Origin of the sequence: Lactobacillus sp. UMNPBX16 (genome assembly GCF_002553775.1) — a bacterium.
Taxonomy (GTDB): Bacteria; Bacillota; Bacilli; order Lactobacillales; family Lactobacillaceae; genus Lactobacillus; species Lactobacillus crispatus.
On the sequence record NZ_PCYU01000009.1, the window covers coordinates 90,495 to 108,138 of the forward strand.

The following is a 17,644-nucleotide window of genomic DNA, read 5'->3' on the forward strand; positions in this document are numbered from 1 at the left end:
ACATAATCTAAAATATTGAAAGTAAAAAAGCAGGTCACAGCTTATAACAGTTATGATCTGCTTTTTATTAATCCCAATGTTCCTTGATAAACTTAGCTCTTCCACCAGCTTCTTCCATTGCATATCTAAGTGGATCTTTTTTATAAAAATCTTGGTGATATTCCTCAGCTGGATAAAATGGCTTAGCTGGTTCAATTTTAGTTACGATTGGTTTATCAAATCTGCCACTAGCTTGTAATCTTTGCTTAGATTTTTCAGCTGCTTCTTTTTGAGCAGGTGAATTATAAAAAATTACTGGTCGATAATTATCACCACGGTCTTGGAATTGCCCCATCGCATCTGTTGGATCAGTTACTTGCCAATAATAGTTTAGCAATTGATCATACGATATTTTTGCTGGATCAAAGGTAATCTCAACAGCTTCAGTATGGCCAGTCGTACCTGAACAGACTTGCTCATATGTTGGATTAGCAACATGACCACCAGTATAACCAGAAACTACTTTTTCTACTCCGTCAACTGTATCGAAAGGTTCGACCATGCACCAAAAACAACCGCCAGCGAAGATTGCTGTGTCGTAATTGGTTTTTGCCTTGGTATCAGTGCCTTCGGCTTGTTTATTATTCTCTGTCATTCTTTGAAATACCTCCATTTTATTTGAATTTTATTGTTTTTTTAAGTTAACTAGTATTATATACAAATAAAAATGAGATGCACTTTTTATTACCTGATGCATCCCATTTTATTTCTTTACAAATTATTGTGTCTTTCTTCAATATACTTTTCAATCTGTTCTAAATCATCTTCGATAGCAAGATTTAAAATAAAGTTTTTCGTCGTTGACCTCTTATTAATGTAAAGCTTACAGGCCTCATTTTTATCATTCCACTTTTTATTTACTTCTGTATATTTAGCCATTAAAAATCACTTTCCATAATGCTATAGCAATCACAATCAAAACACCAGTTAACAAAGCTCTTTTAGGATAGAACTTTAATGACCATTTAGTATTTTTGCCAGTATGAGTTAATTTTATATTTTTCATTTGTAAAAATACTTTCAATTTACTAAAATGAAAATATAGAAAAGGAAGGGAGTTCCGGTCCCCCTCTTCAATTATTCATTCCAAATTAATGGAAATTTCAAAAACCAGGATCCAAAGGTTTAACTTGAAGTAAACTTTGATTTGTGGTTTTTTATTTTGCACTTTGCAATTGGGCTTTCGGCATATTTGTCACCTCTTAGCTCCGATTCTCTTAGCCTCCTTTCACTATATACAACACACGCTTTTACGTGTAACGCGAATGATATTTAGAAAAATATGCCAAAAAGGCATCAATCTGGCCGTCTAAAGCCAAATGATGCTTTAATTGTTTTTTCACCAAAATCAATAGCCTAACTTAATGACACTGTTTTTACATAAACTTATTAAATTTATAATTCTTCATATTTTTTGCTCTTTAACTAATTTGTTATCAAAATTGAATACAACGATTAGTAGCTAAGTCCTTCTTACGATTACCAGATTACCAATTCATCTCGATTCTATTTTAGATTTCTTAGCATCTTTTCACTATATAAGTGAACGCAATCTCCGTGCACCATCAACAATATTTTTAAATAATATACAAAAACAGTCACTCTATAGAACATATTTTTCAGAGCAGCTATTTAGCCTCCACATGTGTGGAGAATACGATGATGGACAGCCGCGGGGTACCCCGTCGGAGGATCACCTCCACATGTGTGGAGAATACTTGTCTGATTCGATCACTACAGCAGAGCTGTCAGGATCACCTCCACATGTGTGGAGAATACATGCTCTTAAGGACATGTCGAAGGAAGAAATTGGGATCACCTCCACACTCGTGGAGAATACCGATATTTGGAGTTCCCTCCTTAATTATTTTAAGGATCACCTCCACACTCGTGGAGAATACTTGCATGGTCTTAACGGCTTGGTCAACCTTGTCAGGATCACCTCCACACTCGTGGAGAATACGATTTTGATCGTCAAAAAATGGTACCTAAACTGGGATGACCTCCACATACGTGGAGAATACTAAATGATCCACAATATATCAGCATCGCTCAATCGAAATAATATCATTTTTAATCACTTTTAACAAAGACCAATAATAAAGCCATAATTACAAAAAGCCACTCCAAATAAAAAAGAAGCATTTCTGCTTCTTTTTGAATAGTTTTGCTCCCAAAGTGCCCCTAGGATTCAAATTTCATTTATAAATCCTTATATATCAAGGTTTAAGGGCTATCCATTAAACGATTTCTTGCTCCTTGAAGCGGCCATATACTTTTTCAACTTCACTAACACTCATGAAAGCATACGGATCTGCTCCTTGCACGATTTGGCGAATATCATACATATCATATCGATCAATAATGGTAATCAAAACTGTCTTTTCAATATGACTATATGCACCTTCAGCATCGTGCAAAATAGTGATTCCACGATGCATTCGATTCTGAATTCCATCGATAATATGCTGTGGGTGCTGAGTAACAATCATTACTTGCATCTTCTGGTGTTGGGTGTAAACCGCATCGATTACTCGCCCATTAATAAAAATAGTTAAAGCGGAATAAAGAGCACGTGTCCAACCAAACATGTATCCCGCAGCAGCGATAATAATCAAATTAATAAAAATATTAAATTTTCCGTAACTAATGCCCGTTTTTTGCCTAATTACAATACCAATAATGTCCAGTCCACCAGTTGAAATACCGTTCTTTAATGCCATCCCAGTTCCAACACCGTTGATCGAAGCACCAAAAATCGCACAAACCAGTGGATCCAGGTGCATCTGCCAAAGTTGAATAGCGTGCATCATGATAGAACCTAGAACAACAGCAACGATGGTGAAGAAAGTAAATTTATGTCCTATCTTGAACCAAGCCAATATAAATAAAGGAAAGTTCAAAAGAAAGTACATCATTGATGTTGATAATGTAAACGGTAGATATCTTTCACTTACAGTATTAATTAATTGCGCAAAACCCGTGATTCCTGACGAGTACATATGTCCCGGCGTCCAAAAAAAGTTCAGGGCAACTGCAACCGCAATTGAATAAAAGAAGGCAGCTGACAATTTTGAAAGAAAATTGTAGCGTCGATTGAACTTATCAAGTTGATCCATAGTTTGTCAAGTCCTTTGAGCGAATACTAATAATAAACACATTAATTTTAACAAAAGTTTTGCTTCTGACCAATCTAAATAGACATTTTTATCACTTTTGTTAAATGGAGCCAAAAATGATACTATTCAGTTAAATTATTAATTAGTCTAACCAGATAGAAAGGGGTCTTTCCATGAGTTCTTACTATGAATTAATGTGGCGTGACGATGAGCTAACCTCTTATACCACTGACAAGCTGAATTTTATCTACAACGCAATCAACCATCCTTTGTCTGTACGCTATAGACAACTATATCCTAATCGACTAGACTGGCAAAAAGCCTTGAACAGACACAATGCAGCTATTCAAAAAGTCAAAGACCTTCTTACTGAAAGAAAAGATAGTCATAATATACGTGAAGCTTGGCTTAAATTGCATCCAAATGCACAAGCTAAAGCAAATAATGGGTTTACTGTTGAACAACTAGCTAATAAGTTCCCTTACATGGCAAAACAGCTTGGTGCCTTTATGGAAATTGAAAACATCGAAATCAAATACTTTGATGAAGAATTTAAGCCTAGATATGACTTAGATGATTTTTCTGATATTTTTTCTGCCAACTATCCCGCTAGTGGCTTTACGCAAAGTGGCATTACTCAAGAAGCTTTGCTGAAGCTCTACCCTAACGTCAGTGCTAAAAATTTAGATCAAATTTTAAAAATGGCCGACTGCGAATTCGAGCAAGAAAATGGCACTGAGGTTATTCCTTATTGGTATGCTGTCAATGCTAAAAGAATGCTAGTTGATGGTGATAGTTTTGCCGCAACCTTTGATGACTAAAAAACTGACCGTTTGGTCAGTCTTTTTTATTGGATAACTTGGACACCTTGTTCATCAGGATGTAAGATCAATGTCTCATCTTTTAAATCATGTTTACGTAAGCCCGACAAAAATCCAGCTACATGTTTATCTTCAATCCACGTCATAATAGTTGAACCTGCGCCGCTCAAATAAGTTGCCAAGGCATGTTTTGAATGAGCTACCTCCCGCACTTTTACAAGTTCTGGCACTAGTTTTTCTCGGTAAACTTCATGGAATACATCTTGTTCCATTAATTCTCCTGCTTTAGGGTAGTCTTGAGCAAACAAACTAGCAATTAAAGTATTAGCAACTGCTGAGCCATGCGTAGCTACGCCAAAAGCTAATTCTTTAGGCAAAACTGCTCTAGCTGTCTTAGTTTCCAAATTATAATCGGGTACATAAGCCACCAACGCATATGGAGGAAGTGGTGCTTCAACTGCATCAAAATGATGGTTAACTTCAGCCCCAACAACCAAGCCGCCCAAAATAGTCGGTGCAATATTATCAGGATGTCCCTCGATTTTAGCTCCTAATTGAACCTTTTCTTCATCTGATAGTCCCAGCTTACCAATTTGATTAGCCAATTCAATTCCGGCAGCAATAGCACTTGAACTGCTGCCTAAACCATGAGCCAACGGAATATTGCTTTTGACGCGTAAATGAAGCGGTTGTAAACCTGGATAAACTGTTAGTGCAGTCTTAACAATTAAATTATTCTCATCATGTGGAATTCCTTTCATCACATGATCCACCTGAAAGCGATCGGCTAAGCTTAAAACTTCTACTTCCAAATAAAGTGAAACAGCCATGCCAAGTGAATCAAAGCCAGGGCCCAAATTTGCCGTTGAAGCTGGTGCTTTAATAATCATTTTTTCTCCCTTCCTTTACTGTAAAATCTTATAGCTAGCTTTTAAATATTGATCTTGAATTGCTAAATCTTGGAGCTGTTGTCGACTAATATTTTCGGTTACAACTACAATTCTTGATTGTACTTGTTTAATCTCACGAACCGGAATTTCCAAATCAGAGAGTAATTTACTCAAATCAAACAAGGTCTCTTCTGCTTCGAAAGATAAATAATAGGAATACTTCACATCCTCCGAACTTGTTAATTGCATAACATGGGAGAAATTACTAAATGGCTGACCGGTGGTCTTTTTCACTACGTTTTTTATTTCAGTAATCACATCACTCATGACTGAATTAGCCGTTGCAGAGCTACCCGCACCAGGGCCTGTGAATACTGCTGTTCCTAGGCTTTGGCTCTTAATTTGTAAAGCATTTAGTTCATTTTTAATATGCGCCATAATCGCATTTTCTGGCAACAAACATGGAGCAACTTCTACAAATAATTTACCATTAATATTTTTGGCAATCCCAGTCAGCTTAATGACATAGCCTAACTTCTGAGCCTGTTTAATGTCAAAATCCTTTAGATTATTAATCCCTTGAATAGTAAAATCATCAATACTAATCTTAGTACCAAAAGCAAACTTGCTTAAAATTACAATCTTGTATGCTGCATCCTTACCTGTAACATCGTTAGTGGGATCAGCCTCCGCAAAGCCCAGCTCTTGAGCATTTTTCAGCGCTTCCTCGTAGCTTAGTCCCTTTTCCCCCATTTGTGACAAAATATAATTCGTCGTACCATTAATAATTCCTTGAATTTCGGAAATAATGTCACTGGAATAAGAGGTAGCCAAGGTCCGCAAAATAGGGATCCCGCCTGCAACGCTAGCATCATACATTAAATCACACTTTTTACTTGCAGCTAAATTAATCAATTCTGAACCAAAAGTTGCCATTAAGTCTTTATTGGCCGTAACTACATTTTTTCCAGCATTGATTGCTGCAGTAATATATTCCTTAGCAGGATGAAGCCCACCTATTAATTCAACTACAATTTTAATTTCGGGATCTTGCAAAATCGAATCGAAATCTGTAGTTAGCATCACTTCGTTAGCTAAATTACGATGTTTTTCTGGATTACGTACTAGAGCTTTTTCAATGATGATTTCTTCACCACTTGTTTGTCTAATCTTCTTTTTATTATTTTTAATTATTTTTAAAACACCTGAACCAACTGTTCCTAATCCAAGCAATGCAATTTTGATGGCCATTTGATCTTATCCTCTTTTTAATGATTTTCTTATTTTTACGATTGTATCATAGCTGCTAATCAAGGTACAATAGTTATAATATTAATATTTCACAAGATAGGAAGATTGTTTATGCAATATCGTAGTACTAGAGGTTCAAAAGAAAACACTTTAACTGCACCTCAAGCAATTATTCAAGGCTTAGCTCAAGACGGTGGGCTTTACGTGCCTGTTGCCTTTCCTCAAGCTAATTTTAAGTTAGAAGATTTATTCAAACTTTCCTACAAGCAAATCGCTGCCATGGTTATTAGCTTATTCTTTGATGACTTTACTAAGGAGCAAATCACCACTGCAGTTCAAAGCGCTTATAGTGAACAATGGGATGATCGCAGCATTGTTCCAATCGAAAAGCACGATAACCGTTTTTACATGGAGCTTTTTCACGGTCCTACCCTTGCCTTCAAAGATATAGCTTTGCAAATGTTGCCACAATTAATGACCAGAGCTGTTCAAATTGAAAAGATTGCTAAAGATATTATTATTTTAACCGCTACTTCTGGCGATACTGGTACGGCATCAATGCGTGGCTTTGCTAATCAAAAGGGTACCGATGTCATAGTCTTTTATCCTGAAGGTGGCGTTAGTCCTGTTCAACTTAAGCAAATGCTCAGCCAACGCGGCAACAATTTGCGTGCAATTGCAATCAAAGGTAACTTTGACGATGCTCAAACTGAAGTTAAAAAAATCTTCAACGATGATTCTTTCAAAAACCGACTTAATGCTAATGGCTATCAATTTTCTTCAGCTAATTCGATGAATATTGGTCGTCTGGTTCCGCAAATTTCTTACTACCTCTACACCTATGGACAATTAGTACGCAGACAAGAAATTAAACTAGGAGACGAAGTTAACTTTGCTGTGCCAACAGGTAACTTTGGTGACATCCTAGCTGGATATTATGCTAAGAAATTAGGTTTGCCTATTAAAAAGTTGATTTGTGCATCTAATGAAAACAATGTATTGACTGATTTCTTTAATAATGGTGTCTACGATAAGCGACGTAAGTTCCATTTAACCAATGCACCAGCAATGGATATCCTAGTTTCCAGCAATTTGGAACGACTTTTATTTGACCTTTATGACGAAAATAACTATGAAGTCGCTAGTTTAATGAATCAATTGACTCAACGCGGTCATTATCAAGTTAGCGGTGAAGTTTTCACTAAATTACAAAAAAATTTTGCAGCTGGTTTTGCAACAGAAGAAGAGGTTAAATCAGAAATCAAACGGGTCTACAATTATGACCGCTATGTAATTGATCCACATACTGCTGTTGGCTCTTTTGTAGCAAATCAATATCAAAAGAAGACCGGCGATCAAACCCCAATGGTCATTGTTTCAACAGCCAGTCCATATAAGTTCCCAGAAACGGTGTATGAAGCCATCACTGGTGGTCCTAGTATGCAAACTGGCGTCGGTGCAATTAAAGAATTGCATGATGAATTAGGCGGTCAATTATCAATCGGTGTGCGTGCCCTTTTTGATCGTGAACCCAAGACCGAAAAAATTATTGAACCAAATGATATGGAAAAAGAAATCAGTTCAATTTTAGATTTGAAATAATAGTTAAGGAAAAATAGATATGAAAGTTGTTAAATTTGGAGGTTCTTCCCTAGCCTCAGGTAATAGCGTAGATAAGGCCCTAAGTATTATTAATGCCGATCCCGAAAGACAAGTCGTTGTAGTCTCAGCACCGGGCAAAAGAACTGAGGATGATATTAAAGTAACCGATCTAATGATCACTTACGCATATATGAGCTTGAGGAGTAATAATTATCAAGACATCGCTACCCGTATTTTTAAGCGTTATGAATTAATTGCCCAATATTTTGAGCTGCCTGAAGCAGAATTAGAGGATATTAAGCAGCTTCTACTTACATTGCCGAAGCTAAGTTACCCTAATAATGACTACCGCATGGCAACCTTTAAAGCACACGGAGAACGTCTTAATGCAATTTTGATTGCTAAAATTTTAAATCATCAAGGAATTAAAGCACGATTTTTAGAGCCAAAAGATGTAGGTTTAATTGTCACTGGCACTTCTAATAATGCTGAAGTCAATCCTGAAACTTATGTGAACTTAAAAAGAATTAAGGCTGCAAAAGATGAAAAGATCATTTTTCCTGGCTTCTATGGCATTACACCATCAGGACATATTGCTACTTTTTCTCGCGGTGGTTCTGACATTACCGGTGCTATTCTAGCTAGGGGGTTAAACGCTGATCTTTATGAAAACTTCACCGATGTCGATGCTATTTTTTCAGCCAATCCCCATATCGTTGATCAGCCCAAGCCAATTAAAAGAATGACTTATCAAGAAATGCGGGAACTATCTTATGCGGGATTTTCCGTCTTTCACGATGAAGCCTTAATTCCTGCTATTCAAGGCGAAATTCCTGTCAATGTTAAAAATACTAATGCTCCAGAAAAACCTGGGACAATGATCGTACCAGAGGACGGCTTTATACCTAAACACACAATCACAGGTATTGCCGGAGGCAAAAACTTCGCGGCCCTTTATTTAAGAAAATATATGTTAAATAAAGGTGCTGGTTTCACCTTGAAGTTAATGGAAATTTTGCAAAAACATCACGTTTCATATGAACATATGCCATCTGGAATTGATGATATTACCATTATTTTCAAAAAAGATGTCCTAACTGATCAGTTAATTGATGTTATCTGTAATGAAATTCAAACTAGTCTAAATCCTGATCAAATGCAGTGGATTGATGATTATGCGATCACAATGGTGGTAGGTGAAGGGATGAAGGACAAGCTGACTTTATGTGCTAGCCTGCTTTACCCTCTTGGTAAAAAGAACATCTCCATTCAAATGATTAACCAGGGTGCATCCCAAATCTCAATTATGATTGGTACCAGACGGCAAGATGAAGAAGTAGTTATCAAAACCATTTATGATAATTTCATTGCTCAGGATAAAATTTAACATAAGCTATAATATAACAAATAAAAAAATGGTAAATCTGGTTATTAGTACCTTGATTTACCATTTTTACTTTATGAGATTATCTTTTTACTAAAAAGTAACTACTTTATACTCCAAATATTTTTCTCCATCAAAGTTCATTTTCACAATAAATGGGTTCTTTGGCTGGATCATAGCAAAGGCTTCATATTTAAAGTTTGGATCATAGTAATTAATTACTGATCCAATTGCTGTACCATGTCCACCAATAATCATAGTTTGATCTTGATATTTGGACAAAACTAGCTTCAAAGCTGCAACATTTCTCTTCTGCGTCTCTTTTAAAGATTCGCCATTTTTTAGCTTATAATCAAAATCTTCCCACTGTCTTTTACAATATTCATGAAAATTAGAAATCCACTCATCACCAATTTTTCTTTCTCTAAAGTCAGAAATAGATGATAATGTTAGTTCCTTCTCGTCTATAACTGGTTGAATTGTATCAATTGCACGCTTGAATGGACTAGAAAAAGCTTGGTCGATGTGTTTATCTCTAAAGTAATCAGTTACTTTTTTTCTATCTTGCAACCCCTTTTCTGTCAAAGGACGTGTTAAATCATCATGAACTGATAAATCAGGTTGAGCATGTCTTACAAAATATACTGTTGTCATAATTGTCCCCAAGCAATAACATATTATATATTTTTTTACTACCGTTATTTGAATCAAATTTTACTTAATCCAATTTATAAATTCAATGATAATTTAATTTTTCCTTGCTCTAATTCAATTTTTCACGATACACTAAAAGCAAATATTTGTATACTCACGAAAGGATTTCATATGGGATTAGAAATACTCAATCATACTGATCAAAAATTAATTTCCAATGCCGATTTTTGGCAATTAGTTGATTTTCAAAGAGAATCAAATAAATTCTCTGAGTTTAAAGGTATTTCCTTTGTTTCCAACATTAAATTTATTGAGAAAAATCTTCTACCACGTTTTGACCAGATCACACTAATTCTTGGACTAACTGATAATGGATCAAATTCAATTGGCAAAAGAATTGACCAAATTTTAAATAAGCGTCGTGATTTGATTGAATATAGTTACGAGCACCAAGATAGTACCTTCACTAAACGCATTTTAGATGGTAGTTTACAACTTTTCTTCACCAAACAGAATTTGATTCACACTAAGCTTTATTTAATGAGAAATCAAAGCAAGTACTCCGTCTTTTCGGGTTCAATGAATCTTACCGATGCGGCTGTTAATAAAAATATGGAGCAATTAGTTTGGGACTACGGCAATACTTCTGATCCATTGTTCAATTGCTACCAACAAATGTTTCAGGATAACCTTGATCAAGCTGCAACATACATTGATGCTAAAAAATTATCTGGTTATTTAAAAGACAAAGATAAAGAAGAGCTACGCATTCATGTGATGCAGGATTCTTCTCTAGAAATTAAAAATAGTCCTAATTCAACTGGTAAAGACATCATCATTCTTCCAGCTGAAGAGATCAAAAAGTATCGTGACCATTACAGCAAAGATGATGAATTAAAGAAATTATCTGAAAAAGAAAAACTTGTTGCTTCCCAAACAGTTACTTTATTTGGTGAAGGTGGCAATAAAAGACGTAAGTTAGATACAATTGGACAAGATTTATATAGTTTGACTCAGCACATTATTCGTCAAAACAAAAAGAAAAAAGAAGGTACATCACAAATTGAAAAAGAAGAAGATCTCTTCCCTGCTCCTGTTCAGTTCTACAACAATGGTCAATTATTCCAAGCCTCTAAAATTGGGGATAACATCCCTTCCAAAGCTATTACTTCTGGTTTAACTGAAGCGCAATTAAAAAATGCACTCCAGCTTTTCTGTGATATCACTCATGAATATAATACTTACAAAGAAGTTGGTGAAGGCTGGCAAGCTTGTGACTTTATGTTGTTTCTGTATGAATCACCATGGCTTTGGAAAATCCGCAATTTATATGAATTATCTGGAAGCAACGTATCTAGAGAGGACGTGCCTATTGCTACAGCACTAATCGGACAAGGTCGAACTGGTAAGTCCACCCTAGGGAAAAGACTAGCCGCTAAATTAATTGGTGCTCATAATTTCTTAGATAGTGGAATGATGGATCCAAAGAATTATGCCTTTGGCAAGAGTAATATCAATATGACAATTACCAACACGCTAAGTGACTATGTATATACAAATGGTCCTGTAAGTCCATTAATGATTGATGATGTCAGTCCCGAGCTTACAACCCGTACTTACTTTGAAAGATTCATCAAGGAAGTTACTAACAATCGTAATTTAACTCATCCCTCACCAGCATTCATTTTCACGATGAATAGACAAGAAAGCTCTATTAAATCACAATTTTCTCTAAAGCCTGAAATTATGCGTCGTTTATGGTACTTAAGCTTTGAATCTACTTTTTCAGGTGAAAGTGATCAACGTAATGCAGCATTAACTAGCTTATTTAGTCGTGCAAATGATGATCTTTTTAAATATTGTCAAGTTGAATTAGCAAAATTCTTTACTAACGTTAGTGTTGAAGACGCACAGAAGATTGAAAAAGACTTCTTATATCCAATCAAGCATGTTTTAAAAACTGCACTTGATAAATTTGATATGTATAACCAAGTCAGCAAGTATTTTGAAGAAAATTACGATTATTCCCTATTCGTTGGTCGAAATGATTGGGGAATGTTAATCAATCAAGCGAAAATCGGAAGCGATATCTTATTCATTAAACAAGATGACCGGCTAAAAGCTCAAATCAATAAAGAGCTTTTCAATAAAATCTCTGATCAAACGGCGAAAAACAGCGGCTCTATTATGCTTGATCGTTACTTTAAATATTTGCCTAGAAAATATCACATTGCATCACAACAAACTAGCACCGGTTTTATCCTTGACGTGGAAAACTTTGATAAATGGCTTGATGATGATACGTTAATGAATAAGTATCAAAATAGTAGTTCATTTAGAGATAAGCAACAACGAGACAATCAAGCACAATTAACTCAAACAGTTGATATGCTGGCTAAGGCAATGTTAGAAGATCGTGAACAACGACGAAAAGAAGAGGCTAAAAAGAACCATAGTTGGTTTGGTAATCTCTTCCATAGAAATTAGATTGTATCATTCAAAATAAGGCTTCTAACCTATCATGACTTGAAGTCTTATTTGCTATATGGATAATAATGTTGAGATTTAGATTGATATTCTTTTACTGAAATTATTTCGTCAAAGTTAGAATAGAATCTAGTTTGTGATATTCAATACTTCCAAGTGATAAGGTAACCTTCGTTCCTTTATTTAGATCTAAGATTAAATCTAGATAATCGAGATCAAAATCAATAGGACTGAGACGCAAATTTTTAAGATAAACAACAGAAGCATTCTTTATCTCTGACAAATTAATGATTTGCTTATCTTTTTTACGCAAACCAAGTAACTGGAGCAATTTTAGTGCATCGTTGCTATCATAAGTGATAGATGTGATATTCTTACTATCAATTTGCCAATATGAACTAAAACAGGTAGGTAAAGTTAAAAATACGCCTAAAATTAGTACAATAAGAAATAGCCACCAAGGTTGATAACCAAATTCTGCTAAAAACAGTGAAAGAAAAATCACTACAATCATGCCAATTAAGACGTGACTTAATTTAATAGGAGTTCCACCAATAATTCTGTCTTTCATTGTGCTCACCTTCTTATTGTCTTTCTACATAATATTATAAAGCGTTTTCAAGTGCCTTGAAGTTACCTAGAAATAACTATAAAAGGTTTAAAGCCATCTTTCCAAACTAAAGTAAAGACACTGCATCCCTAAAAATGCGGTGTCTTTCTTCAACTATTCTTTTACCAAATGAATCTCTCGATCAAACAACTGATGCATTCCTTCATTAAAGTTATGGGCAATAAAAACAATCGTCGTTTTGCTTTTCAATAAATTCTTCAAAATCGACATTGTAGCTTTCTGATCAATTGCACTAGTTCCCTCATCAATCAAGATAATATCACTATTGTGAACTTTTGCTCTAGCCAATACAATTTTTTGTCTTTGACCTCCGGAAATATTCAGCTTATCAAGATTAATCTTTTCATCTAGTCCTTCAGTAAACTTAGCGATATCATCAGTAAAGTTCACTTCATTTATTACTTGTTTAACTTTTCCATTCAGTTTTTCATTAAACATCGTAATATTTTCTTCAATCGATGCTGGAAAAACTACTGGATCTTGCGGTAAATAACCTATCTTACTCAAATCAGGATTAATTTTCTTACCAGCCTTATCCTCATAAACAACTTTACCTGCACTAGGCTTAAGTTCACCTAAAATTAGTTTAAACAAAGTAGACTTACCTGCACCAGAATCGCCAGTTAATAAAATCTTTTCGCCTTGCTTAATCTCCAGATCAGGATAAGTCAATTTTTCTCCATTAGGGAACTTTAAAACTAGATCTTTTGTTTTAATTACATTAGGCATAACTACATCTTTTTCAGCTTGCATCGGAATATCACTAGCAGATTTATCAACTTCGGCAAGTAATTTTTTACTACCTTTCATTGCTCCTAACCCGTTAGTAAGTGTATCAATTCCTCCATTTAAGTAATACCGAAAATTACCGACTACCAATAAGGCACCAATTGGAATTTGATGATTTTTAACCAACCAACCAGCAAGCACAAACAATGCTAAACCAAAAGCCGCGGAAACAATTCCATTTACAGCATTAAGCAGTTTAATATAAGCCGTTTGCTTAACATTAGCATCTTCTAATTTTTTTGATGTTTTTTCTATTACGGAAAATAGTTTAGCTCCAGCTAAAAATTGTTGAAGTTGATCCAGACCAGATAACCAATCATTTAATGTATCTAAATATTTTTGATTGCTGTCAGAAATTAATTCTGTTGCTTTTTGTAACGGCTTTTCTGTTAACTTTGGCAGCAAAAGAGAAATAGCTACCATCAAACAAATAGCCAACAATAATTGCCAACTCAATAAAATAAGATAAATTAAAACAAAAACGATCGTTGACACACCATAAATCAATAAGAAGACATTAATAAAGTAGTTATTGTTAAGCATTTGTAAATCATTAGTCAAACGATTTTGCATCTGTGCAACAGTATGCTTTTTCCCGTCATAATAATATCGCTTAACAATTTTATCTCTAACTTGATTATTTAAGTCTTGTACCTGAGCCTGCTGCTGATAATCAACTAAAGCACTCACACCATAGTCAACTAACATAATCAGAAAAGCAAGAACATCGATTAAAATAAACTTAGTCCAATTACGACTTAAAAGGATATTCGTCTCTTCTTGTACAACGTAAGTATTGGTAATTGATAAAGCAGGAATAATAATCCAACCAATTGCAGTTAACCAGAAACGAACTGGATTGGTTTTAATAAAAGCTTTCAAATTCATCTTACTTTATCCCCTTTCTTACTTTTTAATTTAATTTCTTGATCAAATTTTGCTTTTAATTCTGGCGTAAAGTTGTGAGCAATCATCAAAATAGTTTGATCTGTTTTGAGCAATTCATCAATGATTTTTTCGGTAGCTTTTTGATCGATCGCACTAGTTACTTCATCCATTAAAACAAACGATTGCTCGTGTATTTCCGTTCGCGCTAAAACAACTTTTTGCCGTTGTCCACCAGACAAATTTTCACTTTTTAGATCAATTGTTGTATTAACACCATCTGGCATTTTGGCTAAGTCGGATTGGAGTTGAACTGCTTGAACAACATCTTGAAGCTTATCCTGCAAATTTTCGTTAAACATTGTAATGTTCTCTTTGATCGTTGCGGGAAAAACTACTGGATTTTGCGGCATATTGCCAATTCTAGCTTTTCCTTCAGGAATGATAGTTTCATTTTCATCTAGATAGGTCACCGTACCAGATTCAGGTTTTAGCTTACCTAACAAAACATTAAACAAGGTTGATTTTCCTGTTCCTGAATCGCCAGTAAGCAAAACTTTCTGCCCTTTTTTTATTGTAAAATCAGGATAAAAAATTGTTTCCCCCTGATCGTATTTTACAGACAAGCCTGAAACTTTAAGACCGTAGGCTGATACTTTATCTTTATTTTCATCAGGAACTTGCTTTCTTAAATCGGTAATCTGTTCGCGTAAAGCCTTAGTTGACTTAACTTGCGTTAACGACTGAGTAATATTCCAAATTGCTGAAAAAATCGTAAATGCAAAACCACTAGCAACTGCAAAATCACCGAATGAAATCATATTAAGCAAAAACATGATTCCAGCAATAAAGCTCATACCAATTTGTGCAATTGAATTGCTAAAAGCATTAATCAAATAACTTACACTTCTTAATTTTGCACTACCCTTACTTGCGTCCACATAATCACTACTTGATCGATGAATTTGCTTAACCAAACGACTGTATGCACTATAACGACGTAGTTCCTGCAATCCACCAAGCCAATGAGCAATTGTATTTAACAGCTTTTCATTCTTTTTATTTACTTTATCTGTGGCAGCTGATGTTTTCTTCTCCATAATTTTAGGAGCAAAAAGTGTAATCACAGCTAAAATGGCAGTAACCAAAATTAGAATCCAGTTCATGCTTGCTAGTAAAACAATAGCAATCACAATCTCTAAAATCCCACTTAAAATAGTAATCCAAGGTGTAGCATAATCATCTGATAAGATTTTTAAATTGGCTGTTAATCGGTTCTGCATACTAGAGACTTTTTCATCACTTTTTTCATCATAGTAATGATGCATGATTTCTTGCCGAATTTTATGCAGATAGTTTTGCGTCTGCCTAGTGAAAACAACGGTAGTAATTGGTAAAAGCAACGAAGTGAATAATGCTAAAACAAACTGCATTATTTGCCAATAAACATATGTATTAAAATTACCAGCAGTAATTGAATTCAGAGCATATTTAAATAAATATTCACTAAAACTCCCAAATAATGCGTATAAAACATACAATAAGATAATAATGCAGGCTCGAAACACATTGCTTTTAAATAGCTCTTTTAAACTCATACTTCTCCTCCATTAATCATTAATAAAAATATTTATCGTCCTTTAATATTACTACACAAAAATAATTTTTTAAACATATTTTTTTAATTTTTAAGCTAAATCATATTTCATAAACATAAAATAAGACTAGTAATCAATTCAAATTGACTACTAGTCTCTTTCTTTACCAAAAACTATATTTTTCGCAAAACGTCGATCAATACACGACGTAAGTCTTCGTTCTTCTTACCCATTTCTTCGATCAATCTAGCTTTATCATCTAAAGCCTGATTATATTTATCTTGCAAAGCATTATATCTTTGCTCCAGTTGATTGTAATTTCTGATTACTGTATTGTAGCGTTCACGCAAACCGCTAGCTTCATCAAATTCATAATTATTTCGATTATTATAGCGGCGGTTAGACTGATTATTACGTGAGCGGTTATTATTTTCTCTTCTGATCTCAAAAGGATGCTTATTTTGTCGCTTACGTTGATTTTGCGTTTGATTATTATTTCGATTATTGCTATTCTTCTGATTATTCTTACGCTCAAAGTCCTTAGATTGACCTTCATGACTTTCATTCTGATCCTTAGAATGTTGCTCAGGCTTTTCTTTAGTTTCTGTTTCCTTATTTTCAGCCGCTTTTTCAGCATTCTTGCGATACTTTTGATCAATCTTGATATTTTGATAAAAAGGACTAAGTTCAGCTATAACTTTTTCACCATCTTCAACCGAAAAACTTCCCCGCTTGTTAACTGGCTTAATAAAGTTGGTCTTCACAATTGAAGCAATCTTATCTTCTAATTTCTTTTGAATAGATTTATCAATCTTATCATTCTTTATAACTTTAGCTAAAATCTTACGCTTAGTAATTGTCTTAACCCGCTTAGATTTAGAAACTGGCTTCTTATCAGTAGCATCCTCTTTAGCTGGGGCTTCCTTAGCACGACGTTCAATTGCATCTGCGTAATCTTGTACATTACCAATAATTAATTTAGCAACAGCCGGCTTAAAATATTTTCTTCTTCGCACAGTAATACTTGGTTGTTTACGTGTACGCACAAAGTTATAAATTTTAATCTTTAGTTTTTGTTGTAATTCTTTACTTGCATTAGGCAACAATTGATCAATCATTTGATTCATTGTTACCATTTCATTTAAATCAATATTTTGTTGTTCTAATAATGTTTGCTCTACTATTCCTGGCATTTCCAATCCTATATTCTTTTAGTTTTTTCACAACAAAAAGGGCCATTACGGCCTTTTTTGCAATAATACATCAATTTTCTCATTAATAAACTTAATGCACTTTCCATTTTACAACATTAACGCTATTTACGAAAAGGGCTACAAGCATATTCTCTATTTTTTAACCAAAACAAGCAGCATCCCATCGATACTGCTTTATTTTATGCGCAGTTGCACTAGACTTTGACTCTATTTCTATTTTACGTGCTAACCAGCCTTTTTTCTAGTTTTATTTTCTTAACGTAAGTGTCAATATTTTTGC

General features: G+C 34.5%; 14 protein-coding genes. 4 read left to right on the forward strand and 10 right to left on the reverse strand.

Annotated features, from left to right (window positions below):
• Positions 1 to 67 precede the first annotated feature (67 nt).
• From msrA to CP367_RS02620, 3 genes are all read right to left on the reverse strand, one after another.
• Positions 68 to 634, reverse strand: a complete 567-nt coding sequence (gene msrA, locus CP367_RS02610; protein ID WP_089145778.1) for a peptide-methionine (S)-S-oxide reductase MsrA — start codon at positions 632 to 634, stop codon at positions 68 to 70.
• 116 nt (positions 635 to 750) lie between these two features.
• Positions 751 to 918, reverse strand: a complete 168-nt coding sequence (locus CP367_RS10835) for a hypothetical protein (RefSeq protein ID WP_180707107.1) — start codon at positions 916 to 918, stop codon at positions 751 to 753.
• A 1,361-nt stretch (positions 919 to 2,279) separates the two neighbouring features.
• Positions 2,280 to 3,158 carry a YitT family protein gene (locus CP367_RS02620; protein WP_061204761.1) on the reverse strand — a complete coding sequence of 293 codons (879 nt, stop codon included), beginning with the start codon at positions 3,156 to 3,158 and terminating at the stop codon, positions 2,280 to 2,282.
• Positions 3,159 to 3,331: 173 nt separating this feature from the next.
• Here CP367_RS02620 and CP367_RS02625 point away from each other — a divergent pair, with 173 nt between their 5' ends.
• Positions 3,332 to 3,979, forward strand: coding sequence for a temperature-sensitive replication protein (locus tag CP367_RS02625; protein WP_089143274.1), 648 nt, complete (start codon positions 3,332 to 3,334; stop codon positions 3,977 to 3,979).
• A 26-nt stretch (positions 3,980 to 4,005) separates the two neighbouring features.
• Here CP367_RS02625 and thrB read toward each other — a convergent pair whose 3' ends face one another.
• Entirely contained in the window at positions 4,006 to 4,869 is an 864-nt protein-coding gene (gene thrB / locus CP367_RS02630; RefSeq protein WP_089145780.1) for a homoserine kinase, read from the reverse strand.
• Positions 4,870 to 4,884: 15 nt separating this feature from the next.
• Entirely contained in the window at positions 4,885 to 6,120 is a 1,236-nt protein-coding gene (locus CP367_RS02635; protein ID WP_089145781.1) for a homoserine dehydrogenase, read from the reverse strand.
• Positions 6,121 to 6,231: 111 nt separating this feature from the next.
• On the opposite strand from CP367_RS02635, the gene thrC reads away from it, so the two are divergent.
• Together thrC and CP367_RS02645 are read left to right on the forward strand one after the other, a co-directional pair.
• Positions 6,232 to 7,722: a threonine synthase gene (gene thrC / locus CP367_RS02640; RefSeq protein ID WP_089145782.1), complete on the forward strand. Its 1,491-nt coding sequence runs from the start codon at positions 6,232 to 6,234 to the stop codon at positions 7,720 to 7,722.
• Positions 7,723 to 7,741: 19 nt separating this feature from the next.
• Entirely contained in the window at positions 7,742 to 9,109 is a 1,368-nt protein-coding gene (locus CP367_RS02645; protein ID WP_054833014.1) for an aspartate kinase, read from the forward strand.
• A 90-nt stretch (positions 9,110 to 9,199) separates the two neighbouring features.
• Here the strand turns inward: CP367_RS02645 and CP367_RS02650 are convergent, their stop codons facing one another.
• Positions 9,200 to 9,760 (reverse strand): histidine phosphatase family protein, encoded by a 561-nt coding sequence (locus tag CP367_RS02650; RefSeq protein WP_057726997.1) that lies wholly within the window; start codon positions 9,758 to 9,760, stop codon positions 9,200 to 9,202.
• Between the two features lie 171 nt (positions 9,761 to 9,931).
• Between CP367_RS02650 and CP367_RS02655 the strand changes: the two genes are divergently transcribed.
• Entirely contained in the window at positions 9,932 to 12,247 is a 2,316-nt protein-coding gene (locus CP367_RS02655; protein WP_089145783.1) for a phospholipase D family protein, read from the forward strand.
• A 103-nt stretch (positions 12,248 to 12,350) separates the two neighbouring features.
• Here the strand turns inward: CP367_RS02655 and CP367_RS02660 are convergent, their stop codons facing one another.
• The 4 genes from CP367_RS02660 to CP367_RS02675 form a co-directional block, all read right to left on the reverse strand.
• On the reverse strand, positions 12,351 to 12,818 hold the full coding sequence (locus CP367_RS02660; RefSeq protein ID WP_013086461.1) for a hypothetical protein: 468 nt from the start codon (positions 12,816 to 12,818) through the stop codon (positions 12,351 to 12,353).
• 153 nt (positions 12,819 to 12,971) lie between these two features.
• Positions 12,972 to 14,555, reverse strand: coding sequence for an ABC transporter ATP-binding protein (locus tag CP367_RS02665; RefSeq protein ID WP_089145784.1), 1,584 nt, complete (start codon positions 14,553 to 14,555; stop codon positions 12,972 to 12,974).
• Entirely contained in the window at positions 14,552 to 16,150 is a 1,599-nt protein-coding gene (locus CP367_RS02670) for an ABC transporter ATP-binding protein (protein ID WP_180707106.1), read from the reverse strand. Before CP367_RS02670 ends, CP367_RS02665 begins: the two co-directional genes overlap by 4 nt.
• A 173-nt stretch (positions 16,151 to 16,323) precedes the next feature.
• On the reverse strand, positions 16,324 to 17,343 hold the full coding sequence (locus tag CP367_RS02675) for a hypothetical protein (protein ID WP_089145803.1): 1,020 nt from the start codon (positions 17,341 to 17,343) through the stop codon (positions 16,324 to 16,326).
• Positions 17,344 to 17,644 lie beyond the last annotated feature (301 nt).